This window comes from Mycobacterium neglectum (assembly GCF_002591975.1).
GTDB classification, from domain to species: domain Bacteria; phylum Actinomycetota; class Actinomycetes; order Mycobacteriales; family Mycobacteriaceae; genus Mycobacterium; species Mycobacterium neglectum.
The window spans coordinates 42,386-65,650 of sequence record NZ_NVQE01000013.1 but is presented as its reverse complement, the minus strand read 5'-3'; the positions used below and the strand labels follow the sequence as shown (position 1 = coordinate 65,650).

Genomic DNA, 23,265 nt, shown 5'->3' with positions numbered 1-23,265 from the left:
CCATGGGTGAGTGACGAGAATCTGGCCGAGCGGATCGGCGGTCTGGTGGCGATGTCGTCGGGGAATGGACGGCTCGACACGTTGATGCGGTTGACGTGCGGCAGGGCGCTGGCGCTGTCGCCGCTGCCGATGGAGGTCGATCTGATCGACGGCGCGGCCGAGCATGAGCCGCTGGTGTGCGCGTTCACCGAGCAGTTCGCCGTCGATGTGTCGGGCATCGGTGACAACCAGCGCAAGCAGCTGACGAAGGCGCTGGGCGACAAGGTGTTTCGGACCGTCGTGATGATGTTCATCGCCGACTTCGTGCCACGGGTGTGGGCCGGGTTCGAGGCGCTTGGGCTACGTAAGGCCGGCAATGGCGGCGCGGTCGACTGGGACCACGACTCCGATCCGACCGACGCTCTGCTCAACGGGTTCCTGCCGGCGGTGGCAAGGCTGCGCGAGCTGGATCCGGTCACGACGGAGGTCGTGCGGCTGCAAGGCGCAGCGCAGCACAACTGCCGGCTGTGCAAGTCGAGGCGGGAGACCAATGCGCTGGATTCGGGTGGGTCGGAGGACCTGTACGGCGAGATCGAGCAGTACGAGTCCTCGGAGAAGCTGACCGATGCGCACAAGGCCGCGCTGCGGTTCGTCGACGCGATGATCTGGACGCCGTCGCAGATCAGCGCCGAAACCGCGGCAGGGGTGCGCAAGAACTTCTCCAAGGATCAGGCGTTCGAGTTGACGCTGGACATCATGCGTAACGCCGCCAACAAGATCATGGTGTCGCTGGGGGTGGACGCCCCGTTGGTGACCGATGGCACGGAGTTGTTCTCCGTGGACGCCGACGGGCAGACGGTCTCAGCCGGTTAGCGCATGCGAATATAGGTGCCGCACGATCGGGGGCGGTAGCTCAGTTGGTTAGAGCCGTGGACTCATAATCCATTGGTCGCGGGTTCGAGCCCCGCCCGCCCCACTTCGATCGCCTGACTAACGGCTGACTGCGGGCGAATCTGCACGTTGAGGCGTCACAGCCGCGGCGGACCGGTTGCGCGCCAGCATGATTGCGGGAATCGCTGCGAGGACGAAGAGCATCCCGGCCATCGCGACGTATAGGTATACGCCGGTCGTGGTGCTCACCGGGGCGCCGTCGGCGAAGGTGCCGGGGACTTGGGTGGACTTGAGTACTTCGCCTCCAGCGACATTGAAGACGACCGAGCCGAGGGCGAGCACGACTGACACGAGACCAGCAATCGTCCCCTGACGCTCGGGCGGTGCCAGATCGGTCGCAAGGTTGTAGCCGGAGGCGCCGATAGCGCCGGCGGCGACACCGAGCATGGCGCCGCACGTGATCGCCAGCGGGAGCACGGATACGCCCGCCAGCATCGCGAACGTGCCCGCTATTCCGATGGCGATGCCGCCGAGCAGCGGTAGTGCGGGACCGATTCGCCCTGCGATCCATCCGGCACACACGCCGCCGATGACGATGCCGAGATTGGGCGTGGCGAGCAGCACGGCGATGGCCTCTCCGTGGCCCAATCCGTAGCCGAGCCCGAGGTCGGGCGGTACCTGGCCGATGATGCTCGTCAGTTGCAGCATGCTTCGGAACGCGCCCGCGGCCAGTACCAGGGCCAGCAGCATCAGCAGGACGGGGCGACTCAGTGCCCGGATGTCGATGATGGGTTCGGCGACCCGCAGCGCGAGAACGACCCAACCGGCCAAGGCGGCGGCACCGGCCGCCAGCAGCGCGAGCATTCCCCCTGACAGCCATCCGAGGTCTCTGCCGAGGCTGACGTAGGCGAGCACGGCAGCGAGACCGCCGCCAAGCAGGAACGCTCCGACTACGTCGATACGGCCGGTGCTGCGGATCGGCGACTCCGGAATGACGGAACGCACGCACAGCGCGGCCGCCGCGGCGAGCAGTGCGGCAGCGACGAACACACTCCGGTAACCGAACATATCGATGATCGGCTTCATCAGGAACGGCTCGACGATTCCGAGGATCGACGAGCCCGAGGTCACGAGCCCGACCGCGGCCATCGCCACCACCGGGGTGCAGATCTGTCGCAGCAGAGCCACGGTGAGGAAGACCGCGGCGAATGCGGCGCCTTGGAGGAAGCGCCCCGACATGAAGACCCAGATGTTGGGAGCGACGAGGCAGACCAGCGCCCCTGCGCAGGCGAGGAGCAGCGTGGTGATGAGGACCAGGCGTTTGCCGAAGATATCGGAACTTTTCGCGAGCAGCGGCGACCAGATGGCCCCCGCGAGCATCGCGCTCGCGTTCAGCCAGGCGGCCTGATCTGTATCGAAATGCTCGAGCAATTGAGGCAGGACCATCATGGGCGAGCCGACGACGACATCTGCCAGGACGTTGGCGAGGATCAGGACGGCCACCCAAAGGATGAGCCGACTAGTCCAGCGGTGCTCCGGGGCGCCGAAGGCCGGCTTATCCAGCGCGTCTTTCACTATGGGTTCTCTCCTCGAGTTAGGGGGCCGACGAACGACTCGCCACGAGGGCGGCGCTACCGCCAGTCGTGTGCGCCGGTGTCGGCTGCTTGTAGCGCCTTGTTGCGGGCCGGCAATCGCAGCCCAGCTGGGCGCTGCCGGGCCTCATACCGGCTCCGGAAATAGGGATGTTCACGGGAGTGCTCCAAGAATGAAAGACGGCGGTAGTATTAAAGCTACAAAAAGTTGCTTTAAATGGGGACCGTACACAGCGCTCGCTTGCACCGCAACCTTCACGTCGCGACAATCGGCACCCGAGCAGATTTCAGGAGGTGAGCGCGAGGATGTCTGACGGAACTACTCACCAGACGCCGGCGCGGCGCCCCGGTGGTCGCAACGCGCGAGTGAGAACGCAGATCCTCACCGCGACCGCTGAGCTCGTGGCGCGCGACGGCATCGCGGGCTTCCGCTACGAGGACGTCGCCGAGTTCGCCGGCGTCCACAAGACCAGCGTCTACCGCAACTGGCCCGACCGCGAGGAGCTGGTGGCCGAAGCCCTGTTGCATTACGCCGAGGATCTGGCCTCCGTCGCCGACACGGGCGACATCCACCGAGACCTGGTGGACTTCCTCCTGGCCCTTGCCGGTGGCCTGGAAACGCCGTTCGGCCGGGCACTCGAACAGGCCATTCAGCCTGCCCGCCAACGCTCCACAGTCCAGGCGGTAGCCAGGATCCTCGACCAGCGCGTGGCTGCCATGCGTGGGCGGGTGGACGCCGCCGTGGACCGGGGCGAGCTCCCCCCGGTGGACAGCTCCTTTCTCGGCGAGATGATATCTGGCCCAGTCCATCTCATCGTCAACCGCGGTATGCGCCGATTCACCCGCACAGACGCTGAGCGCATCGTCGGCGTCGTGCTCGCAGGCATCCGGGCGATGGCTCCCCAAACCTGAGCCAATCGCCCTTGGACGCGGGGCGCTCGATGCCACATACGCGGTTGTGGGCTGAGCCGGACTGGGAGTATGCGATGTACGGCGGAGCTCGCCACCGTTGCGATCGAGTCGGATTCGTATGCACCCGTATTCGACGGGTCGGCCGGACGACCCGACCTCGCCGAGTTTGTCTTCTTCGATGTCCTTGCTGCGCAGGAGTTTCCAGACTGGACCGCCACGGCGGACGAAGCAGTCGGACTTCTACAGGCGAACCGGTGCGCGTCCCCGAATCAGCAGCCATCACTCAAGTGGTGGGAGAGCTCGCTACTCGACGCGCTGAGTTTCGCACTCGTTGGGCCGCCCACAACGTCACCGCGCACCGACACGACACCAAGCGGTTCTGCCGAGTTCGGCGACCTCACACTGACTTATAACGTCTTCGAACTCACCGCAGCACCGGGTCTCCATCGCGTCGATCCGCGCGCTTACGACGTCAGGTATCAAGATCGCGATTTCCGCGCTGATTTGATCTAGATTGATCGCGTGGTCTCCGGCGACAAGGGCAGCGAGCGCGTAAAGCGAAGTTTCGGTGTCTCCAAGGTGCTCGACGCCTTCCTTGATTCCCCGCTCTCGGGCATCGCACCGTGGATTTTACTGTCGGTCGTCGGCAGCCCGGGCCACTACGAGGCGGCCATCGCCATCGCCTTCGGGCTTTCCCTCCTCGTCCTGTGGGCAGGCCACCGCCGCGGAGACAGCCTGCATTCCCTGACCGTCTTCGGTGTCGTCTTCTTCGGCGTGCTGCTCGTGGTCAGGGTGCTGGTCGGGGCGGGCGTCGAAACCTGGCTCAGCACTTGGACAGGCGAGATGTCCAATATCGCGCTCACGGTGTTCGCACTGACCACGCTGGTGCTGCGCCGACCCTTCACCCTGTCCTACGCAAAAGACATGACGCCCGAGGAGTTCTGGGACACACCGGGTTTCCGGCGAATCAACTTCATCGTTTCTGCGGTATGGGCCGCCGCATTCGCATTCTGCGCTGTGGTCGGATTCATCGGAATCATCTGGCTGCACGACTCGGATAACTTCTGGACCGGCTGGATACTGCAGCTCGGAGCGACGTTCTTCGCCGTGGCGTTCACTGACGTCTACCCCGACTACGTCGGTGCCAAGTTGGACCGCGAGGCAGGGGAGTCCACCGAGCCGGTGCCGTCGCTACTTCCCATCGTGGACTGGATACCGATGTATGTCCTCATCGTCGGCATCATCGGCTGGGTCATCGACGAGGTACCCGACTGGCTGGCGATCACGCTCATCGCCGCCGGTGCGATTGGCTCTGCAGTCGTGCGACGTCTCGCCCCGGCGGCTGTCAGTAAGACATAGCTCGCGCGACGCGCCCCGCGCAGTTATTGCGGATGGTCGGCCAGATAGGCCTCGACCGGGATCGGTTCCATCGAGACATAGCCGATCGGCAGCAGGACGTCGCCGGCGGTCGTGCGGTAGTAGACATCCCATCGGTAGTAGCCGGCGAACGCGCCGGGGTCGGCCGCCAGCACCGCGGCATAGTCATTCACCGCTTGTACGTATCGGTCCGAATTGTTGTACCGGAAGATGGCGTGATCGCGATTGCCGGCGAAGTCGTTGGCGGAGAGGTAGCGGCCCGCCGCCATGATGCTGTCGCGCAGCGAGTGGATGTCGCCGCCGTCGCCGTAGGCCTCGAATGTGGACGGCAGAAACTGCATCGGGCCTTGCGCGCCTGCGGTGCTGGTGCCTTCGATGCTGCCGAAGCGGGTCTCGATGAGGTGTATCGCGGCCAGGTAATTCCACGGAACACCGGACGCCGCCTCGGCTTCGCGGTAGTGAGCCATCAACGCGTCCGCCGGAGCCGGCGCCACGATCCGCCAGGCGGGGACCGTGTCCCTCACTTCCGTCATCGGATACAGCTGACGGCGGGCGTCGACGTTGAGGTCGTAGGTCGCCACGAGCCACGGCGGAATTCGAGGGTGGATGATCGCGTCCCACTCGGGGTTGCGCCCGATGGCGCGGTAGGCGGCCTGCTGGCGGCGTGCGGCGACGGCGAGCGCCGGTTCCGGTGTCGCTGGGTCACGCAGCGCCTGCTCGTCGGCTATCAGATCATCGGCCAACTGTGCCGGGTCGGACGAGATCTTTGGCTGCGCGCCGGCAGGAGCGGCCGGCGGGCCGGGTGACGTCGGCTGGTCCATCGTCTGCGCGGGGATCGTCGAGGGTGGCGCCGTCGGCGCGGGTGACGGATCCGACGGCGCGGCATTCGAGCATCCGACGAGCATCAACATGCCCGCCGCAAGTACCAGCAGGCGTCGGCGAAAGCTGTCAACCACCGCCCGAGTCTGTCGTACCTGCTCGCCGCCTGCAGGCGATCGCACGAGGAAGTAGACGGCCAAGGTTGCCCCCCACGCCCGCCAAGTCACCGACGACGACATTGCCGCCGTTCGCGCCGCGGGTCTGAGCGAGGACCAGATCTTTGAGGTCGTGGTGTGCGCCGCGATCGGCCAGGCAGACCGTGAGTACAACATTGAACTTTGCCGCGTTGGCCGCGGCAGCCGGAGAAGCCGGGGCCTCCACATGAGACTTCAAGTCCTCGACCGAGGGCACGTCGGACTGGTCGATCGGCGACCGTGAGCTGATGGCCGCCGTCGTCTCTCAGGCCAACGACAGCCCGTTCTGCGTGGCCGCGCACTCCGCCACGTCAACCCTGTGGTTCGGCGATGCGGCGAAAGTCGCTGGCACCCTTGGGAATCTGGGCACGCGCCGCTCGAGGAGCCGCTGCGGACAACACTTTGCATGCTCGCCAAGCTCGCCTCCGAACACTCGATTGATGCCGACGACATTCGGGCCGTGCTGGCCGCCGGCGCCACCGCAGCGCAGATCCGAGACGCTTTGGCCGTCGCTCTGGCCTTCGGCATCACTGCCCGACTGGCCAATGCGTTCGACTTCAGCGTGGCGAACTCCGCCGCGATGACTGCCGGTGCGCAGCACCTCTTGAAACGTGGATATCGATAAGCGGGCTCGCGCTAGAACCAGACTTTTCGGCCGCCGACCGGGCGGCCGACTGCGCCGAGGATCCACAGCACAACGCCGACCACCACGAGGATTGCTCCGATGGTGTACAGGATGGAAAGGCTGGTGAAGTAGCCGATCAGCAACAGAATGATGCCGAGGACAATCATGGTGAAACTCTTCTCTTGTGGGTAGTGCGGTGGGCTAACGAACATGTGATTTGCCAGATCCGTCAATTCCAAACCTTCGGTCTTCCAGCACTGCGTGCGGCCGCAGTCGACCCGACCATGCCGGGGCGTAACGTCTGCTCGAGAACACACGTGGATGTCGGCGAACCTGGCAGATGCCGAGGGGATTTGAATGGCTTGGGATTTCAGTACCGAACCGGAGTTTCAGAACAAGCTCGACTGGGTCAAGCGATTCTGTGAGGAGAAGGTCGAGCCCCTCGACCACGTGTTTCCGCACGCGGTGCGCCTGCCGGACCCCGCGGTGAAAGCCTATGTCCGCGAACTGCAGCAGGAAGTCAAGGATCAGGGCCTCTGGGCGATCTTCCTCGACGAGGAACTCGGCGGCCCCGGCTTCGGTCAGCTCAAACTCGGCTTGCTCAACGAGGTGATCGGACGCTACGCCGGGGCCCCGCACATGTTCGGCGCCTCCGCCCCGGACACCGGCAACATGGAGATGCTCGCGGCGTACGGCACCGAGGAGCAGAAGGAGCGTTGGCTCACCCCCCTGATCAACCAGGACATTTTCTCGGCCTATTCGATGACCGAACCGCAGGGCGGCAGCGACCCCAACCTCTTCAGGACGACCGCCGTCCGCTTCGGTGACGAGTGGGTGATCAACGGCGAGAAGTGGTTCACCTCGGCCGGTCGCGTCGCCGACATCCTGTTCGTGATGTGTACCAACGGCATGTTCGTGGTGCCGCGGGAGACGCCCGGCGTGGAGATCATGCCCGAACCCCGAAACCACAACCACATCGTCTACCGCGATGTGCGCGTGCCGCTGGACCACCTCCTCGGACCGGAAGACGGCGCAAAGACGTTGGCGCAGAGGCGACTTGGGGGTGGACGTATCCACCACGCCATGCGCACCATCGCGCAGTGCAACCTGGCCTTCGACATGATGTGCGAGCGGTCGCTGTCACGGGAGTCGCACGGCAAGCTCATCTCCGACCACCAGATGGTGCAGGAGAAGATCGCGGAGTCCTACGCGATGATCAAGATGCTGCGCCTGTTCGTCCTCGAGACGGCCTGGAAGATCGACAACACCTCCACCCAGGAGGCGCGCACCGAGATCGCCGCCGTCAAGTTCACGATGGCCAAGGTACTGCGCGAAGTGTCGTTCAACGCGTTGCACATCCTCGGGTCGCTGGGCACCACCGACCTCACCCCGATCCAGGCCATGTATGCCGCCGCGCCGACGATGGGCATCGCGGACGGTGTCGACGAGGTACACAAGGCGACCGTCGCCCGCCGGGTGCTGGGCGGCTACACCCGTCACGAAGGCAACTTCCCGACCGAATTCCTGCCGTACAAGAGGGAAGAGGCACGAAAGAAGATGCAGCCGCTGCTCGACGCGCGGCCCGAGCTGGCCGCCGCGGCCGAGGCGTATGAGAAGTATCTGGGCCGTCGCCGCTGATGCCTTGGATTTGGTGGAGGAACGCTAAGTGCCCTCGGCAGTCCTATGCCCGAGATTGAAGCCATGGCTGTGATTGGCTGAACGACCCTGTGTTCAATCTCGACTGTAGGAAGCGCAATCGTTAGTGCCGCCCACGGGGCGTACTGCCATCACGCGCCGTGGTCGCGACCTTCGCGAGCCCGCGCGGCGGCCACTATTTGCGTGTCCGGCTGAATGGCTTCCTCGGCGAGCTTTCCTCACCTGATGCGGGCGAATTGCACAGCGCGTGAAACCGTAGGGTGAGGTCATGCGGATCGCCATCATCGCGCTGGGCTTGCTCGTCGCCTTCTTCGGGGTCGTGTTCACCCTGCAGGGTTTCGGCGTCATCGTGAGCGATAGTCCGATGACCAACACCACGACGTGGTCCGTCCTCGGGCCGATCATCGCGCTGGTCGGCATCGCCTTGGCTGTCGTCGCCGCCCGCCGCCGCGGCCCTTAGTGTCCCCCATCGCCGTCGCCTCGGCCAGGGTGTAACACCTAGGTCGAACAAACGATGAACCTTCTGAGACCGGAGCATGCGACTGCTTCTGTTCCAGGCAATCATCGGGCGGGGATGGCAGCCCTGGCACAGTCGTGGACCGCAGTGCCTCTCCTTATGACCGAAGGAGTCGATAAACGTGGGTGCACCCCTCGAATTTTGCTCGAAGCGAGGCGTCGTTGCTGTTCTGGCATCGGGCATCGTTATCTCACTGACCGCCCTTACTGGGGGAATAGCCCCTGCTCTTGCGCAACCCGGTGATGACAGCGCGACCACCACAGTGGTTGCTCCCGCGCCGGAAGCGTCGACTCCCGAGCCCGTGGAGGCGGCCCCGCAGGCCCCCGCCGAGGCACCGGCGCCGACCGTGACCCAAGCTCCTCAGACTCAGCAGGCGCCCGCGCCGGCCGAGGTCGAGACGGCGCCCGAGACGCAGGCACCGGTGCAAGCACCGTCGACGACTGTCGCTCCTCCGGTGACGACCGTCACGCCGGCTGAGCCCAGTGAGGCTGACGTGACGACGGCCTCGCAGGCGCCCATCACGACCGCGCCGGGCACCACCGCTGCGCCGACGCCAGAAACGTCGGCCGAGGCCACCACCGCGAGCGAGTCGGCGGAGTCGTCGGCGACGTCCACACCGTCGTCGGATGCCCTCGAGCCGAGCGCGGCGACCAGCGCGACCAGCGCAACGTCGTCGCCCAGCAGCTCCGCGACGTCGACGAGCGAGTCGGCCGAGACGAGCACCAGCGAATCCGAGACGAGCAGCAACGAGTCCGAGACTCCGACGGTGTCCATCACACAGGCGGCTCAGGAGATCGAGACAGTCGAGCCTCAGACGCTGGTTGCTCCCGAGGAGGACGTCCAACTCGCCAGCAAGGCTGCGCCTGTCGACGAAGAGATTCCGGCGCCCGCGCCGGAGCCGGAACTTGCGTCGTTCTCGAACGAGATCCAGACGAGCCTGAAGCTGCCCGGCCTCGACGTGAACACGAGCGCGTCGACGAACTTCGCCGTGGATCCGCCGGTCGAGCTGATCAGCCCGGTGAAGCAATGGCGCCCGGAGTGGGTGCAGTACGACGAGTACTACCGGCCGATCATCATGAACCCGTATCGCGATCCGGTGCGCATCGTCTACATGTACGAGATGACGCCGCGAATCATGGTCGTCCCGCCGCTGGGCAGGATGGTCTTCGAGGCCGCCCAGTACGCGGCGTACAGCTTCACCGCCGCGCTGCTGTCCCCGGTCATCGCGGCTGCCAACGTCGCACAAGCCGTGTCCAACATCGCGGTGGGCAGCTTCTTCGGCGGCGGCTACTACCCAGGTGTCGGGATGGCTCCTCCGCCGCCCCCGCCGCCGGTGATGCGTTACGACAACGTGCCGGTGTTCGTGAACTACAGCAACGCTCGGTACGAGCCGTTCCGGGTCAACCGGATCGTCGACGTCGGAGACGACGCCCAGTTCGGTGAGCGCAAGGTGCTGCTCGACGGTGTCACGCCCGCGTGGGGTGTCTGGAACGAGTCACCTTCCGGCGAAAGGCAATTCGAGGTGCACCGGACCCAGCAGTTCCCGGGTCTTGAGGCGCCCGCCGAGGGTCCGCTGCCGGGTGACTACCGATTGAGGTTGGCGTCCGACGACACGTCGACGGGCGGCTTGTCCGGTCGGGACATCTTCCTGATGGTGTCCGCCGGTGTCATCGGGACGCTGGGCTTCGGCGCAATCGGACTGGCCTTCTTCCTCGGCCGCAGGCGCAACCAGGGGATCTGAGTCCGCTCGCTGACCCGGCGCCGCGGCGCCGGGTCAGCCAGCCCCCTTGCCGTTGTCCACGCGGTACACCGCACCGTGGATCGCGGCAGCGTCGTCGCTGGCAAGGAACGCGATCGCCTTGGCGACGTCGTCTGGCTCCATGAATCCGCGCGGGGATGCGATACGCATGATCAGATCCCAGTCGGCATTCTCGGGTGCGGTGAACTCGGTGGCCTGCGGGGTCGGCATGCCACCCGGGCAGATGGCGTTGACCCGGATCTTCTCCTTGGTGTACTCGACCGCCAGCGCGCGGGTCAGTCCGACCAGCCCGTGCTTGGCGGCGCAGTAGCCGGCGGAATAGACCTCGCCTTCCACACCCGCGATGGACGTGACGTTGACGATGTTGCCGCTGCTCTCCAGGAGATGGGGCAGCGCGGCGCGGCAGAGGTAGAACGGCCCGTTGAGGTTCACCGCGAGATCGCGATCCCACTCCTCGTCGGTCATCGACGTCGTATGACGCATCTGGTGAAAGCCTGCGACGTTCACCAGCACGTCGAGCCGGCCGAACGCCTCGACGGTGTGGGCCACGGCATCACGGCACGCCTCGGACGTACTGATGTCCACCGACGCGTACTTGCCGTCGGGCACCGTCTCGAACACCGCCGCCAGCTCGTCGGCCCTGCGGGCGATTCCGAAAACTTTCGCACCACGGTCGGCGAAGACCTGCGCCACGTGGGCGCCCAATCCTGACGATGCGCCGGTGATCAATGCGACCTTGCCGCTGAGCTGAGTCATGGCGACACCTTCTCATGCGGCGCGTTGAGCGCCTACGTCGAGACCCGTGGTCGCTCCGGCGGAACGGCGGCCAGCAGTGCGCGCGTGTACTCGTCCCGTGGTGCGGCGAACAACTCCGCTGCGGGCCGGTATTCGACCGCCTCGCCGTCGCGCATGACCAGCACGTCGTGGCTCACCTGCTGCACGACGGCGAGGTCGTGCGCGATGAACAGATACGTCAACCCCATGTCGCGCTGCAGCGTCGCGAGCAGGTCGAGCACCCGCGCCTGCACCGAAACATCCAACGACGCAGTCGCTTCGTCGAGGATCAGCAGCTCGGGCTCTCCCGCCAGGGCCCGCGCGATGCTGACCCGCTGGCGCTCACCGCCGGACAGCTCATGCGGGTACCGGGACGCGAACGACGTTGGCAGACCGACGAGTTCGAGCAGCTCGTCGACCCGTGCCCTGCGGGCGCCCTTACCGTCCACCACCCGATGCACGCGCAACGGTTCGTCGATGGCCGCGCCGATTCGAGCGCGGGGATTGAGGGTGGAGAACGGATCCTGGAACACCAGGCTGATTCGCCTGCGCAGGATCTTCTCCGCGGACCCGCGCACACCGATGACGTCGGAGGTCCCCAAGGTCGCGGCGCCGGCGTCGGGTTTGACGAGGCCGGTGAGAGCGGCGGCCACTGTCGACTTGCCCGACCCCGACTCGCCGACGAGGCCGAGCGTGGTGCCACGCCTGATCCGAAACGACAGATTCTTGACGGCGTGCACGACCGTCTTGCCGACCGGGGTGTTCACGTCGAACCGCACATCGAGGCCGTCGACGTCGAGCAGAGTCTCGGCGTCGGCCCCGGGCGCCGGGGGACCGGTGGCACCCACGAGCGGACGAGCCGTCAACAGTTCGCGGGTGTAGGCGTGCTGCGGGCGATCGAAGACATCGACGACGGGCGCCTGCTCCACGGCGTCACCGCGCTGCAGCACCGTCACGTCGTCTGCGACCTGGCCGATGACGCCGAGGTCGTGGCTGATCCATACCACCGCGGTGCCGAAGTCGCGCTGCAGATCTGAGACCAGCTCGATGATCTGCGCCTGGGTCGTCACGTCCAGCGCCGTGGTCGGCTCGTCGGCGACCAACAGCTCTGGGTCGCACGCCATCGCGATGGCGATCATCACGCGCTGCTTCTGCCCGCCGGACAGCTGATGGGGGTATGCGTGCAGACGCGTCGCCGCATCCGGTAGCCCGACCGCCTGCAACAACTCCAGCGCCCGGCTCCGCGCCTGCCTGCGTGTCATATGACGATGCGTCTCAAGGGATTCGGTGATTTGTCGATCGAGGGTCAGCAGTGGATTGAGCGATGTTCCCGGATCCTGGAAGACGAACCCGATCCGGCCGCCGTGCACGCTGCGCAGGAGTCGGCCCGACGCGCCGACGAGTTGAACGCCGCCGGAAAGAGTGCTGGTGCCTGCAACCGAGGCGCCCGGGGCATCCAGCAGGCCGGTGGCTGCCAGCACCGTCATCGACTTGCCGGATCCCGACTCGCCCACGATGCCCAGCGTCTGTTCCGGTGCCACGTCGAACGAGATGCCCTGCACGATCTCGCGTTTACCGATGCGTACCCGCAGATCGCGCACACTCAGGGTGGGATCGCTCACCGTTGTCTCCGCGCCTCGATCATCGTGCGCTGCTTGGGATCCAGCACGTCACGTAGTCCGTCGCCCAACAGGTTGAACGCGAGCACGGTCACGAAGATCGCGGCGCCGGGGAACACCGCCATCCACCACGCCATCGTGACGAAGCCCTGGGAGTCGAAGATCATCCGGCCCAGCGATGGCTGCGGCGGCTGAATGCCCAGCCCGAGGAACGACAGCGCCGCTTCGGCCAGGATCGCGAAGGCCAGCGACAGCGAGGTCTGCACCACCAGCGGCCCTGCGATGTTCGGCACGATGTGCCGGCCGAGGATGTAAAGGTGGCCGGTGCCCATGCTGCGTGACACCGAAACATACGGCTCGACACGCACACTCAGCGTGCTCGCGCGTGCGACGCGGGCGAAGATCGGCGTGTAGACGATGCCGATCGCGAGGATCGTCGTCGTCATACCGGGTCCGAGGATGGCGACCACTGCGAGCGCGAGCAGGAGCACGGGGAACGCGAACATGACATCGACGACCCGCATGAAGACCGTGTCCAGCCACCCGCCGCGATAACCGGAGACCACTCCGATCGTCACGCCGACGACGACGGCGAACGCCACGCTGATGACAGCCACCCGAAGCGATGCCTGCGTCGCGACCAGCACGCGGGAGAACACGTCGCGGCCCAACTCATCGGTGCCGAACCAGTGTGCGCCGCTGGGGCCCTGCAGCGCGTCGGGCACGTTGACGTCGTTCACCCCAAACGGCGCGATCCAATTCGCGGTCAGCGCGACGATCGTGACGACGACCAGGATCCCTCCGCTGACCGCCGTGACCGGATTCCCCAGCAGCAGACGCCACGAGGACACCCGGGCGTTCGTATCGGCGGTGGTCATGACAGCCGGATCCTCGGGTCGACGACGGCGTACAGCGCATCCACGATCAGGTTGATGAGGAGGAACAGTGCGGCGATGAGCAGCACCGCGCCCTGGATCACCGCGTAATCCCTTGCGGCCACTGCGTTGTAGACAAGGCGGCCAAGACCCGGCCACGCGAACACCACCTCGACCACGATGACGCCGCCCAGGATCGTCGCCAGTTGGATGCCGGTGATGGTCAGCACCGGGATCAACGCGTTGCGCACGGTGTGGCGGAACGTCACCACTCGCGGTGACAGTCCCTTCGAACGGGCGGTGCGCACGTACCCCATCGAGGCGACCTCCAGCACCGCCGAGCGCACATACCGCGTCATGATCGCCCCCGCGACCAGGCCCACCGTCAACGCGGGCAACACGATGTGGCGTAGCCATCCACCCGGATTGTCCAGCAAGGGTTGATATCCCGACGTCGGAAGCCAGCCGAGCGTCGTCGAAAACAATGCGATCAGCAGGATGCCCATCCAGAAGTCCGGCACCGACACCCCGAACTGGCTGGCGACCCGGATGATCGCGTCGCTGACCCGGCCCTCGTGCAGCGCCGACCAGATGCCCGCAGGCAGAGCGATCAGCAGGGCGATGACGATGCCGACCACGGCCAGCGACACCGTTGCGGGCAGTCGCTCCAGCAGGATCACCGTGACCGGATCGCCGTTACGGAAACTGACGCCGAGATCGCCGGTCAGCGCCGAACCGATATAGCTGAAGAACTGTTCGACGATCGGCTTGTCGAGCCCACTTGCCGACCGCAATGCGTCGTACGCCTGCGGGGTGTAGCGCGTACCCAACGCGATGCGTACGGGATCACCCGGCACAAGGTGCACCAAAGCGAACACCACGATGAGCACACCGATCAGGACGACCGCCGAGTAAGCCAGCCTGCGCGCCAAGAAGCGCGCGATCGGGTGAGTCACCAACCGGGTCACTGTGTCTGGCCTTGCTCGAGCGTCGCGGTGCGGAATCGGACGGCGCCGTCGCGACGCGACTCGAAGCCGGACAGGCCCGTCGTCCACGCCTGGATCACCGACGGGTTGTAGAGGTAGATGTAGCTCACCTGGTCGGCGATGATCGTCGCCGCCTGCGCGTAAAGGTCCGCGCGCGCTTGACGATTCGTCTCGACCCGGCCGGCGTCGAGGAGTTGATCGACGTCGGGGTTGGAGAACTTCTGCGCATTGCTGGTGCCGCCGGTGTGGTGCTGCGCGTAGTAGAAGTCGTCGGGGTCGATGTTGCCCAGCCAGCCCATCATGAGCATGTCGAAGTTGCCGGTGTTCTGCTCGTCCAGCCAGGTGGCGAAGTCGACGGTGCGGATGTTCACCGTGATCCCCAGCGGCGCGAGGTTGTCCGCGATGACCTGCGCGGCCGTCACCGTCTCCGGATATTCACTGGTGACCAGCATGTCGAGATCGGTGCCCGTCACCCCCGACTCCTGCAACAGACTTTTCGCCTTCTCGACGTCGTAGCCGTAGCGGTGGTAATCGGTGTACCAGGGATTGCCTTCGGGGATCGCGAGCTGATTCGTCGCGGCGGTGCCATAGCTCGTCGACGCGACGATCGCGTCGCGGTCGATGCCGTAGGCGATGGCCTGTCGCACCCGCACGTCGTCCCACGGCTGGCGTTCCTCGTTGAGCGCGAGATACCAGTAGTCGTTGCTCGCGGTGACGGCCAAGTCCATCGAGTCGTCGTCGCGCAGCTGTGCCACCCGCTGTGGGGGAATCGAGTCGGTCCAGTCGACCTCGCCTGCCTGCAGCGCCGACAGCGCCGTCGTCGGCTCGGAGATGAACCGGAACGTCACGCCCGAGACCTTCGGTGGGCCGCCCCAGTACGACGGATTGGCCTTGAGCGTGATGGAATCTCCGCTCTTCTGGCCGGCGAAGGAGAACGGCCCCGTGCCGATCGGGTGCGTGGTGATCTCACCGCTTTCGACGTTGCGGCGCTGCACGATCGCCATGCCCTTGAAGCCGCCGATGTTGGTCAACAGATTCGGCGTCGGTTGCGTGAGCCGGATCACGACGGTCATCGGGTCGGGCGCGCTGATGTCGGCGACGGCACTGAACTTGTCGCTGTTGGTCAGCTGCTCGTCGATGATGCGGCGATACGAGTACACGACGTCGTCTGCGGTGAAGGGGCTGCCGTCATGGAAGGTGACGCCCGGCCGCAGGCGGAAAGTCCAGTTGAGCTGATCTGGGCTGACGGTCCACGACTCGGCCAGTGCCGGCGTCATCTCGAGGTCGGCATCGGGCTCGACAAGAGTGTCGTAGACGTTCTCGAGCACTTCGAACGAGAAGTAGGCGCTGGTCTTGTGGGGGTCGAGTTGGTCGGGCTCACCGGCGATCGCGGCGATGAGATTGCCGGATGACTCGCCGCCGAGGTCGACCCCTTCGCCGGTTGAACAGGCGGTAAGGGCCGAAAAAACCGCGACGACAGCGACCAGCGCCGCCGCTCTTCTCATCGCCATCACCCCGAACGCCTCTACCCGCTGTCCGTGGTGCTTGAAACGCCGGGCGTGGTCAAAGGGGTGACGCACTCGCCTGCGCACTGGAATACTGCACGGGATTCGACGTCTGCTGCCAGGTGAAGGGGTGCATATCGTGAGGTTCTTCAAAGGGCTGGTACTGGCCCTCCTCGGGATTGCCACCGTGTTCGGCCTCTCCGGACCCAGTCATGCGCAGGGCCCGGCCGCCAGGGCGCCGGGGACGCCGGAAGGCGTTTATGACGTCAACATCGACGGGCAGGCTCAGAGCACATGGGAGATCTGGCCGATCTGCGTGCCCACCGTCGGAGATCTACGCGACCCGCTGTTGACACCGGTCGCGTGCATTCTGAAGGTGGGGCCATCCAATTTGGCCGGCCGTGACGCGCGCATGACTGACGGTCAGTGGCAATTCGTCTACAACGACGCCAAGCGCACCTGTCCCGACGGCAGCACAGCCCCTCAACAGATGATCTTCCGATTCGACGGTTATTCGTTGACCGGCCAGATGAAGGTTCTGCACGGCGACGAGTGCGGCGACGCACCCGCGATGGTCGTTGCTCCCCTCACCATGAAGTTCAACCGGCCGCTGGCGATTCCCGTCACTCAGTACCCGCTGCAATGCGAGCCGGGCGGTCTGCGCCGCTGCTTCTGAGTTGCCACGAGGTCGGCCAAGTTAGCTCGCCGGCCCGGGCGGGTATGGGAAGCGGTGATGCCGCCCCATCCCGCCGATCCCTCTTACCACGTACCCAACCGCCGGCTGGATCGGTGGGAGCATCGCGCCGAGTGGCCTCTGGCCGGCATTGCCGTGGTCTTCCTGGCGGTGTACTCGGTCCAGGTGCTGGCCCGTCCGCCCGAACACGTAAATCGATTGCTCGATTCGGTCAACGCTGGGTTGTATCTGGCGTTCGTCGTCGACTACCTGGTCCGCCTGTGTCTGGCAAAGCAACGCGTCCGGTGGTTTTTCGGACACCTCGTCGACCTGGCGATCGTTGTGCTTCCGTTCCTGCGGCCCCTACGTCTGTTGCGACTGGTCGTGCTCTTCAAGGTGCTGCAACGAGCGGTCGGAGATGCCATTCGCGGCCGCGTCATCATCTACACGGCGTCTAGTGCGATCCTGCTGATCTACGTAGCGTCGCTGGCGGTCCTCGAGGCTGAACGGCAGGATCCGCGATCCGATATCACCTCGCTGGGCCAGGCGGTGTGGTGGGCGATTACTACCGTCACCACGGTCGGATATGGCGATCTGTCGCCCGTCACCGTCACGGGTCGAGTGATTGCGGCTCTGCTCATGATCGGCGGCATCAGCCTGCTTGGTGTCGTCACCGCGACGCTGGCATCGTGGATCGTGCAGCGGGTGGCCGAAGAAGATGAGGCGAATCAAGCCGCGACCTCGGCGCAGATCGAGGACCTGCGCGCGGAGATCAAACAGCTCAGCGACGCCATCCAAAACAATGGCCGCGCGAGGGGTCCCCGCTCTGCCTACAGCGAGCACACTGGTTGGTCGGGCGGTCGGGGCCGGACCTAGCGGCTAGACGGTGAACCCGCCGTCGACGTTCCAGTGGGCACCGGTGATGTATCCGGTATCCGGGCCCGCCAGATAGCTGACCACGCCCGCGATGTCGCTCGGCTGCCCATACCGTCCGCCGGCCATGACTTTCTTTGCCATTTCGGCGAATTCGCCTTGGTCGGGGTTCATGTCGGTGTTGATGGGGCCGGGCTGAATGTTGTTGACCGTGATCCCGCTGGGCCCGAGGTCGCGGGCCAGGCCACGGGTCAATCCCGCGACGGCCGCTTTCGTCATCGCGTACACCGCGAGTCCGGGACCCGGAACCTTGTCGGCGTTGACGCTGCCGATGTTGATGATGCGTCCGCCCTCGCCGAGATGTGCGAGTGCGGCCTGGATCGCGACGAACACCCCGCGGATGTTGACCGCGACCATCTTCTCGAATTGCTCGGGTGCGAATGTCGCTGCGTCGCCCAGAATTGCGATGCCCGCATTGTTGACCAGGATGTCGAGCCCGCCGAGCTTGGCGACGGTCTCCTCGACCGACCGGGTCACCTGTTCGGGGTCGGCGGCGTCGGCCTGGATCGCCACGACCGTCGCACCGTCGGCGGCGACCTCGGCGACGAGTTTCTCGGCCTCGACCGTGGACGCGCCGTAGGTGAATGCGACTGCGGCACCGTCAGCAGCCAATCGCCGCACGATCTCCGCCCCGATTCCGCGCGACGCGCCGGTGACCAGTGCCCGTCGTCCTGCGAGTGGTTTGACGCTTCCGCTTGCTGATGTCATGGCGTGGATAATGCCGCAGAAGCGGTAAACATTCCTGGCGTCGGTTGTCATAGGGGCCAGGCACGCTCTCCCGCATGGACAGTGAGGACGAAACCGCGTCATCAATTGATGACGGCGCTGAGTCGGGTCGTGTCTGGGGTGGGGTCGGGCCGAAGCCGTGGTGGTTCGATGATCCGGAGTTGGCGGCCGCCCGCCAGCGGGTGGTCGACGAGTTTGGAGGCGATGAGCCCGATGCGCCCGTGTCTGACCAGCCGGAGGCGGCGGTATGCGACGAAACCGCGTCATCAATTGATGACGGCGCTGAGTCCGGTCGTGTCTGGGGTGGGGTCGGGCCGAAGCCGTGGTGGTTCGATGATCCGGAGTTGGCGGCCGCCCGCCAGCGGGTGGTCGACGAGTTTGGAGGCGATGAGCCCGACAGGCCGGATTACACCGAGCCCGACCCAGTGCTCAACGACATGCTCTCCGGTGCGAGCGTGCGTGAACTTGGCCAGGCACGCGATGACCTCGCCCGCGCACAGACGCGCTACGCCGAGGCGATTCGTTCAGCCCGCCACTGCGGGCTCTCGTGGGGCGAAATCGGCACCCTGCTCGGTGTTCCGAGGCAGCTTCTGCACCGTCGGTTCGCCCGGCGGCTAGGGTCTGGGCGGGGGGCGATTGAAAGGTAATGGATACCGCGTGATTGTTGACTCTCAGAAGAAGCTGATCTGTACCCGCCGTTTCGAGCCGTGATCATGCGAGTAGAGGGATCGAATAGGTGGACGTCCAGAGCGTTTCGAACTCTGCAGGGCTGATGTTACCGAGGTAGCTGTGTCGGCGTTCGACGTTGTAGAAGTTGTCGATGTAATCGGCCATGGCGGCGGCCAATTCGATGGTTGTTGCCCATATGCGGGTGTTGAGCAACTCGACCTGCAGCCTGGCCCAGAATGACTCCATCGCGGCGTTATCGAAGCAGTCACCCACGGTCCCGAACGAGCCGAGTAAGCCCCATCGCTGCATGTTCTCCCCGAAACTCCACGAAGTGAATTGGGTACCGTGATCGGCATGTAGAATCGTTGGGCCCCAACGGTTCCTGTTGGCGACAGCCATGTTAACTGCGTTGTTGACCAGTGCGGTATCAGCCGACGTCGCGAACGTGCGGGCCACGATCATGCGCGAGAAGCAGTCCAGGATCGCACAGCAGTACACCTTGCCATCACGAGCGGGGTGCTCGGTGATGTCGGTGCACCACAGTTGGTTGGGCATCTCGGCGTTGAAGCGCCGATTCACCAGGTCAACAGGGGTGTCAACTCCGATCAGATTCGGTTTTCGCCGCCCTTGGCGGGGCAGCCCATACAGATCGCGTTCGGACATTATCGAGTTGACCAGCTTGTGGTTGACGTTCATCTCGTAGTCAGCGAGCAGCGCGGCGCGGACCCTTTTGCGCCCGTAGGTGCCGCGAGAACGTAGGTGGATCTCGGTGATCGTGTCGGCCACAATCAGCCGGCGCACCTCACGGTCCGGAACCGGGCGGCGCCGGTGATATTGCAGCAAGGACCGCGCCAATCCTGTTATCCGACAGGCAGAGCGAGCTGAGTGTCCTCGCGCGATCAGCCCTTCAGCGATCGCGCGTCGGCGTTTTGGGGGCACCACCGCCTGCTCATCGAACAATTCGCACGCATCGCGGGTCAAGGTCAGCTCAGCCTCGAGCTGCCTGATGCGCTTGTGCGCCGCGGCGAGTTCGTCGGCCTCCACGCTCGGGGTGCCCTCGATGACTCCCGCGTCGACCAAGGCTTGATGTTTCCATCGGAACAGGGTCGCCTGACAAATCCCGGTCTCGACCGCAACGGCGGCCACCGGCTCACCCGATCGCAGCCGTGCAACGATTTGCCGGCGCACTGACGAAGAGTACTGACGGGGCATGTGACCTCCTGCTGATCACTCTTCCCTCGACTCTCATAACAGTGGACCTACGACACGGGTACAGATCAAGCGGATCGTCATCTGGGGCACCGGCTTCGTCGGCAAGATGGTGATCGCCGAGATCATCAAGCACCCGTTGTTCGAATTGGTCGGCGTTGGAGTGAGCAATCCCGACAAAGTGGGCCGGGACGTCGGTGAGATCTGCGAACTCGGCACCACCCTGGGAATCACGGCCACTGACGACATCGACGCCCTCATCGCGCTCAAGCCCGACGCGCTGGTGCACTACGGACCGACGGCCGCGCACGCCGAGGAGAACATCGCCCTGATCACCCGGTTCCTGCGGGCCGGGATCGACGTCAGCTCGACGGCCATGACGCCGTGGGTGTGGCCGACGATGCACCTCAACCCGCCGAACTGGATCGAACCCATCACCGAGGCCTGTGAGCTGGGCGAGGCGTCGTGCTTCACCACGGGCATCGACCCCGGCTTCGCCAACGATCTGTTCCCGTTGACGCTGATGGGCCTGTGCTCGGAGGTCCGCACCGTTCGAGCATCCGAACTGCTGGACTACACCAATTACACCGGCGACTACGAGCGTGAGATGGGCATCGGCAGGCCGCCCGAGAAAAAGGCAATGCTCGAAACCCCGGACATCCTGGTGTTCGCCTGGGGCGGAACAGTTCCGATGATCGCGCATGCGGCGGGCATCATGCTCGACGAGATCACCACCACATACGACAAGTGGGTGACACCCAACGAGCGCAAGTCCGCCAAGGGCGTCATCCCCGCAGGACACGTCGCGGCCGTCCGGTTCACCATCAACGGCCGGTACCAGGGCGAGACCCGGATCCAGCTCGAGCACGTCAACCGGATCGGCGACGACGCCGCCCCTGACTGGCCGACGGGCAACCAGAACGACGTCTACCGCGTCGACATCGAGGGCACGCCGAGCATCTTCCAGGAGACCGCGTTCAGATTCACCGACGGCTCGGGGCGCGACGCGGCCGCCGCCGGCTGCCTCTCCACCGGTCTGCGCGCGCTCAATGCGGTGCCTGCCATCAACGAGCTGTCGCCGGGCTGGGTCACCGCATTGGATCTACCACTGATTCCGGGGGTCGGGACCATCCGCTGAGTAACACTTCGGCCGTCGGATCAGATGGACATCTCCGATAGCTTTTAGATCTAGACGGGAAATGATGTCTGACGGGGTAGGGCTCTCGATAGGGGCCACACGCCTGGCCGCGGTAGCCGTCGGCCGGGCGGCCGTGACGCGCACCTCGGTGCTGACGCGCTTTCCCCACCGGCCGCCCGAGGTCGGCGTTCCGAGCGAGAATCCCAACCTCAACGAGCGCGGACTGATCCTCACCGACTTTGTCGATCGCGTCGGCGACCCGGTCGGCATCGTTGCCGCCGACGGCTCGATGCACCAGGCCGACGGAGTGCTCGCCGACGCGTTGCGCGCACTGCTCCTCACGCTCACGGGGGGCAGGCGGCCTGCCGAGCCGGTCGCGGTGTCATACCCGGCGCACTGGCCCCAGGCGGCCGTCGAGGGCCTGCGCAGCGCGTTGGCCGCGGTGCCGGAGTTCAGCGACCCAGGTCCCGTGACTCTGGTCTCCGATGCCACCGCGGCGTTGACGGCGTTGCGGGACGACCCGGGTGTGCCGACCCGCGGTGTCATCGCGCTATGTGACTTCGGCGGCAGCGGGACGAGCGTCACGCTCGTCGACGCCGACGCCGGTTACGCGCCGCTCGCCCCGACCGTTCGCCACACCGATCTCTCCGGCGATCTCGTCGACCAGGCATTGCTCACCCACGTGATCAACGACCTGTCCGCCGCCGGAAGCATCGACCTGTCCGGGACGTCGGCGATCGGATCGCTCACCGCGCTGCGGGGCCAGTGCCGCGGCGCCAAGGAGCGGTTGTCCACCGAGAGTGTCACCTCGCTGATGGCGGATGTCCCCGGGCATCGCGGCGAGGTGCGGCTGACTCGTAACGAGCTCGACGACGCGATCAGGCAACCTGTGGCCGACTTCGCGGGAGTACTTCAAGACACGTTGCAGCGCAATGGTGTTCGCGAGCTGGCGGTAGTGGCATCGGTGGGCGGGGGAGCGCGAATCCCGATCATCACGACGACGTTGTCCGAACGCTTCCGGGTACCGGTCATCACGAACGGCCAGCCAGAGTTGACCGCGGCGATCGGCGGCGGCGTGACGGCCGTGCGAGGAACGGTCGAGGACGGGCAGACCGCGATGGCCGCCGCGGCGTCTTCGGCTGCCGCGGCGACGGCGATGGCACCCGAACTGGCTGCGCCTGCCGACGAGGTGGCACCGTCGGGAAAGTTCGGCGCACTGGCATGGTCGGACGCGAACGACGTTCCAGACGTCGCGCAGGCCGATCCGTACGACTACGACCCGCCCGCCGACCCCGACGACCTCCGGCCGCAGATCGACTTCCAGCGTGACCCGCAGGACGACGAGCGCGCAGCGCGGTCGCTGCCGTGGTACCGCCGACCCCAGGTCGCCATGGCGGCAGGCGTACTCGTGGTGCTGATTGCACTGGCGGCGGCGCTGATGTTCGTCCTACGCTCCGGCGACACCCCGCCGGCTCCCGCGTCGACCACCGCCCCGCCGCCACCGACCACCAGCGCAGCGGAGCCTCCGCCGTCGGCACCGCAAGCTCCGCCACCGGAGACCGGCACGCAGGAGCCGCCCCCGGTGACCGAGACGGTCACGGCGCCACCGCCCGAGCCGCAGCCGACCACTCCGCCGCCGTCCGAACCGCCACCGACGAGTCCGCCCCCGCCGACCACCGAACCGCCACCGCCGACGACGACTGCGCCGCCGCCGAGCAGTGCGCCGCCGCCACCGACCATCCCGACGCTGCCCTACGAAACCATTCCGGGTCTGCCGTTCGTCCCGAACCCGATCCAACCGCCACAACCGGCGCCCTAGGTTCGGCGGCAGTCCTAG

General features: G+C 65.8%; 24 protein-coding genes and 1 tRNA gene. 14 read left to right on the top strand and 11 right to left on the bottom strand.

The window, feature by feature from the left end; all coding sequences use genetic code 11:
* Positions 1-6 precede the first annotated feature (6 nt).
* Both CSQ99_RS12760 and CSQ99_RS12755 read left to right on the top strand, forming a co-directional pair.
* Positions 7-852: a carboxymuconolactone decarboxylase family protein gene (locus tag CSQ99_RS12760; RefSeq protein ID WP_176561002.1), complete on the top strand. Its 846-nt coding sequence runs from the start codon at positions 7-9 to the stop codon at positions 850-852.
* A gap of 29 nt (positions 853-881) precedes the next feature.
* Positions 882-955 (top strand) — tRNA-Ile (locus CSQ99_RS12755).
* A gap of 14 nt (positions 956-969) precedes the next feature.
* Here CSQ99_RS12755 and CSQ99_RS12750 read toward each other — a convergent pair.
* On the bottom strand, positions 970-2,445 hold the full coding sequence (locus tag CSQ99_RS12750) for an MFS transporter (protein WP_099039397.1): 1,476 nt from the start codon (positions 2,443-2,445) through the stop codon (positions 970-972).
* Between the two features lie 323 nt (positions 2,446-2,768).
* Between CSQ99_RS12750 and CSQ99_RS12745 the strand changes: the two genes are divergently transcribed.
* The 3 genes from CSQ99_RS12745 to CSQ99_RS12735 all read left to right on the top strand — a co-directional run bounded on the left by CSQ99_RS12745 (position 2,769) and on the right by CSQ99_RS12735 (position 4,733).
* Positions 2,769-3,374: a TetR/AcrR family transcriptional regulator gene (locus CSQ99_RS12745; protein ID WP_099039396.1), complete on the top strand. Its 606-nt coding sequence runs from the start codon at positions 2,769-2,771 to the stop codon at positions 3,372-3,374.
* A 29-nt stretch (positions 3,375-3,403) separates the two neighbouring features.
* A complete protein-coding gene (locus tag CSQ99_RS12740; RefSeq protein ID WP_425437818.1) occupies positions 3,404-3,787 on the top strand; it encodes an MmyB family transcriptional regulator in 384 nt (127 codons plus the stop codon).
* A 109-nt stretch (positions 3,788-3,896) separates the two neighbouring features.
* Positions 3,897-4,733 carry a hypothetical protein gene (locus CSQ99_RS12735; protein WP_099039394.1) on the top strand — a complete coding sequence of 279 codons (837 nt, stop codon included), beginning with the start codon at positions 3,897-3,899 and terminating at the stop codon, positions 4,731-4,733.
* 23 nt (positions 4,734-4,756) lie between these two features.
* Here CSQ99_RS12735 and CSQ99_RS12730 read toward each other — a convergent pair whose 3' ends face one another.
* On the bottom strand, positions 4,757-5,662 hold the full coding sequence (locus CSQ99_RS12730; RefSeq protein WP_099039464.1) for a lytic transglycosylase domain-containing protein: 906 nt from the start codon (positions 5,660-5,662) through the stop codon (positions 4,757-4,759).
* Positions 5,663-6,170: 508 nt separating this feature from the next.
* Here CSQ99_RS12730 and CSQ99_RS30975 point away from each other — a divergent pair.
* Entirely contained in the window at positions 6,171-6,389 is a 219-nt protein-coding gene (locus CSQ99_RS30975; protein ID WP_176561001.1) for a hypothetical protein, read from the top strand.
* Positions 6,390-6,400: 11 nt separating this feature from the next.
* Here CSQ99_RS30975 and CSQ99_RS12720 read toward each other — a convergent pair whose 3' ends face one another.
* A complete protein-coding gene (locus CSQ99_RS12720) occupies positions 6,401-6,622 on the bottom strand; it encodes a hypothetical protein (protein ID WP_176560994.1) in 222 nt (73 codons plus the stop codon).
* Between the two features lie 124 nt (positions 6,623-6,746).
* On the opposite strand from CSQ99_RS12720, the gene CSQ99_RS12715 reads away from it, so the two are divergent.
* Together CSQ99_RS12715 and CSQ99_RS12710 are read left to right on the top strand one after the other, a co-directional pair.
* Entirely contained in the window at positions 6,747-8,027 is a 1,281-nt protein-coding gene (locus tag CSQ99_RS12715) for an acyl-CoA dehydrogenase family protein (protein ID WP_099039393.1), read from the top strand.
* Between the two features lie 286 nt (positions 8,028-8,313).
* Entirely contained in the window at positions 8,314-8,505 is a 192-nt protein-coding gene (locus tag CSQ99_RS12710) for a hypothetical protein (RefSeq protein WP_099039392.1), read from the top strand.
* 423 nt (positions 8,506-8,928) lie between these two features.
* Here CSQ99_RS12710 and CSQ99_RS31350 read toward each other — a convergent pair whose 3' ends face one another.
* Positions 8,929-9,336, bottom strand: a complete 408-nt coding sequence (locus CSQ99_RS31350; RefSeq protein ID WP_245908884.1) for a hypothetical protein — start codon at positions 9,334-9,336, stop codon at positions 8,929-8,931.
* On the opposite strand from CSQ99_RS31350, the gene CSQ99_RS31345 reads away from it, so the two are divergent.
* Entirely contained in the window at positions 9,329-10,303 is a 975-nt protein-coding gene (locus tag CSQ99_RS31345; protein ID WP_245908883.1) for a hypothetical protein, read from the top strand. The genes CSQ99_RS31350 and CSQ99_RS31345 overlap by 8 nt on opposite strands.
* A 33-nt stretch (positions 10,304-10,336) precedes the next feature.
* Here CSQ99_RS31345 and CSQ99_RS12700 read toward each other — a convergent pair whose 3' ends face one another.
* From CSQ99_RS12700 to CSQ99_RS12680, 5 genes are read right to left on the bottom strand one after another with little or no spacing between them, the layout of a single operon-like run.
* Entirely contained in the window at positions 10,337-11,077 is a 741-nt protein-coding gene (locus tag CSQ99_RS12700; protein ID WP_099039390.1) for an SDR family NAD(P)-dependent oxidoreductase, read from the bottom strand.
* A 32-nt stretch (positions 11,078-11,109) separates the two neighbouring features.
* Positions 11,110-12,717, bottom strand: a complete 1,608-nt coding sequence (locus CSQ99_RS12695; RefSeq protein WP_099039389.1) for a dipeptide ABC transporter ATP-binding protein — start codon at positions 12,715-12,717, stop codon at positions 11,110-11,112.
* Entirely contained in the window at positions 12,714-13,592 is an 879-nt protein-coding gene (locus tag CSQ99_RS12690; protein ID WP_099039388.1) for an ABC transporter permease, read from the bottom strand. Before CSQ99_RS12690 ends, CSQ99_RS12695 begins: the two co-directional genes overlap by 4 nt.
* Positions 13,589-14,557 (bottom strand): ABC transporter permease, encoded by a 969-nt coding sequence (locus CSQ99_RS12685; RefSeq protein WP_099039387.1) that lies wholly within the window; start codon positions 14,555-14,557, stop codon positions 13,589-13,591. The genes CSQ99_RS12690 and CSQ99_RS12685 overlap by 4 nt, the downstream gene beginning before the upstream one ends.
* Complete coding sequence (locus CSQ99_RS12680; protein ID WP_099039463.1) at positions 14,554-16,080, bottom strand: ABC transporter substrate-binding protein; 1,527 nt, start codon at positions 16,078-16,080, stop codon at positions 14,554-14,556. The genes CSQ99_RS12685 and CSQ99_RS12680 overlap by 4 nt, the downstream gene beginning before the upstream one ends.
* A gap of 139 nt (positions 16,081-16,219) precedes the next feature.
* On the opposite strand from CSQ99_RS12680, the gene CSQ99_RS12675 reads away from it, so the two are divergent.
* Both CSQ99_RS12675 and CSQ99_RS12670 read left to right on the top strand, forming a co-directional pair.
* Complete coding sequence (locus CSQ99_RS12675; RefSeq protein WP_245908882.1) at positions 16,220-16,756, top strand: hypothetical protein; 537 nt, start codon at positions 16,220-16,222, stop codon at positions 16,754-16,756.
* Between the two features lie 57 nt (positions 16,757-16,813).
* A complete protein-coding gene (locus CSQ99_RS12670; RefSeq protein WP_099039385.1) occupies positions 16,814-17,629 on the top strand; it encodes a potassium channel family protein in 816 nt (271 codons plus the stop codon).
* Between the two features lie 3 nt (positions 17,630-17,632).
* Here the strand turns inward: CSQ99_RS12670 and CSQ99_RS12665 are convergent, their stop codons facing one another.
* Complete coding sequence (locus CSQ99_RS12665; RefSeq protein ID WP_099039384.1) at positions 17,633-18,394, bottom strand: 3-oxoacyl-ACP reductase family protein; 762 nt, start codon at positions 18,392-18,394, stop codon at positions 17,633-17,635.
* A 74-nt stretch (positions 18,395-18,468) separates the two neighbouring features.
* On the opposite strand from CSQ99_RS12665, the gene CSQ99_RS31340 reads away from it, so the two are divergent.
* Positions 18,469-19,059, top strand: coding sequence for a hypothetical protein (locus CSQ99_RS31340; RefSeq protein ID WP_245908881.1), 591 nt, complete (start codon positions 18,469-18,471; stop codon positions 19,057-19,059).
* A gap of 64 nt (positions 19,060-19,123) precedes the next feature.
* Here CSQ99_RS31340 and CSQ99_RS12655 read toward each other — a convergent pair whose 3' ends face one another.
* Positions 19,124-20,293 carry an IS3 family transposase gene (locus CSQ99_RS12655; RefSeq protein ID WP_082986323.1) on the bottom strand — a complete coding sequence of 390 codons (1,170 nt, stop codon included), beginning with the start codon at positions 20,291-20,293 and terminating at the stop codon, positions 19,124-19,126.
* Between the two features lie 64 nt (positions 20,294-20,357).
* Here CSQ99_RS12655 and CSQ99_RS12650 point away from each other — a divergent pair, with 64 nt between their 5' ends.
* Together CSQ99_RS12650 and CSQ99_RS12645 are read left to right on the top strand one after the other, a co-directional pair.
* Positions 20,358-21,428, top strand: coding sequence for an NAD(P)H-dependent amine dehydrogenase family protein (locus tag CSQ99_RS12650; RefSeq protein ID WP_141562661.1), 1,071 nt, complete (start codon positions 20,358-20,360; stop codon positions 21,426-21,428).
* Positions 21,429-21,492: 64 nt separating this feature from the next.
* A complete protein-coding gene (locus CSQ99_RS12645) occupies positions 21,493-23,247 on the top strand; it encodes an Hsp70 family protein (RefSeq protein ID WP_099039461.1) in 1,755 nt (584 codons plus the stop codon).
* Positions 23,248-23,265 lie beyond the last annotated feature (18 nt).

What these genes read in the sequence shown, in the direction of transcription:
- CSQ99_RS12745 (WP_099039396.1), top strand. Translation starts at nt 2,769, where the DNA reads ATGTCTGACGGAACTACTCACCAGACGCCGGCGCGGCGCCCCGGTGGT.
- CSQ99_RS12740 (WP_425437818.1), top strand. Translation starts at nt 3,404, where the DNA reads ATGCCACATACGCGGTTGTGGGCTGAGCCGGACTGGGAGTATGCGATG.
- CSQ99_RS12730 (WP_099039464.1), bottom strand. Translation starts at nt 5,662, where the DNA reads ATGTTGATGCTCGTCGGATGCTCGAATGCCGCGCCGTCGGATCCGTCA.
- CSQ99_RS30975 (WP_176561001.1), top strand. Translation starts at nt 6,171, where the DNA reads ATGCTCGCCAAGCTCGCCTCCGAACACTCGATTGATGCCGACGACATT.
- CSQ99_RS12715 (WP_099039393.1), top strand. Translation starts at nt 6,747, where the DNA reads ATGGCTTGGGATTTCAGTACCGAACCGGAGTTTCAGAACAAGCTCGAC.
- CSQ99_RS12710 (WP_099039392.1), top strand. Translation starts at nt 8,314, where the DNA reads ATGCGGATCGCCATCATCGCGCTGGGCTTGCTCGTCGCCTTCTTCGGG.
- CSQ99_RS31350 (WP_245908884.1), bottom strand. Translation starts at nt 9,336, where the DNA reads ATGGACACCGTCGGAGTCTCGGACTCGTTGCTGCTCGTCTCGGATTCG.
- CSQ99_RS12700 (WP_099039390.1), bottom strand. Translation starts at nt 11,077, where the DNA reads ATGACTCAGCTCAGCGGCAAGGTCGCATTGATCACCGGCGCATCGTCA.
- CSQ99_RS12690 (WP_099039388.1), bottom strand. Translation starts at nt 13,592, where the DNA reads ATGACCACCGCCGATACGAACGCCCGGGTGTCCTCGTGGCGTCTGCTG.
- CSQ99_RS12680 (WP_099039463.1), bottom strand. Translation starts at nt 16,080, where the DNA reads ATGAGAAGAGCGGCGGCGCTGGTCGCTGTCGTCGCGGTTTTTTCGGCC.
- CSQ99_RS12670 (WP_099039385.1), top strand. Translation starts at nt 16,814, where the DNA reads ATGCCGCCCCATCCCGCCGATCCCTCTTACCACGTACCCAACCGCCGG.
- CSQ99_RS12665 (WP_099039384.1), bottom strand. Translation starts at nt 18,394, where the DNA reads ATGACATCAGCAAGCGGAAGCGTCAAACCACTCGCAGGACGACGGGCA.
- CSQ99_RS31340 (WP_245908881.1), top strand. Translation starts at nt 18,469, where the DNA reads ATGGACAGTGAGGACGAAACCGCGTCATCAATTGATGACGGCGCTGAG.
- CSQ99_RS12655 (WP_082986323.1), bottom strand. Translation starts at nt 20,293, where the DNA reads ATGCCCCGTCAGTACTCTTCGTCAGTGCGCCGGCAAATCGTTGCACGG.
- CSQ99_RS12645 (WP_099039461.1), top strand. Translation starts at nt 21,493, where the DNA reads ATGTCTGACGGGGTAGGGCTCTCGATAGGGGCCACACGCCTGGCCGCG.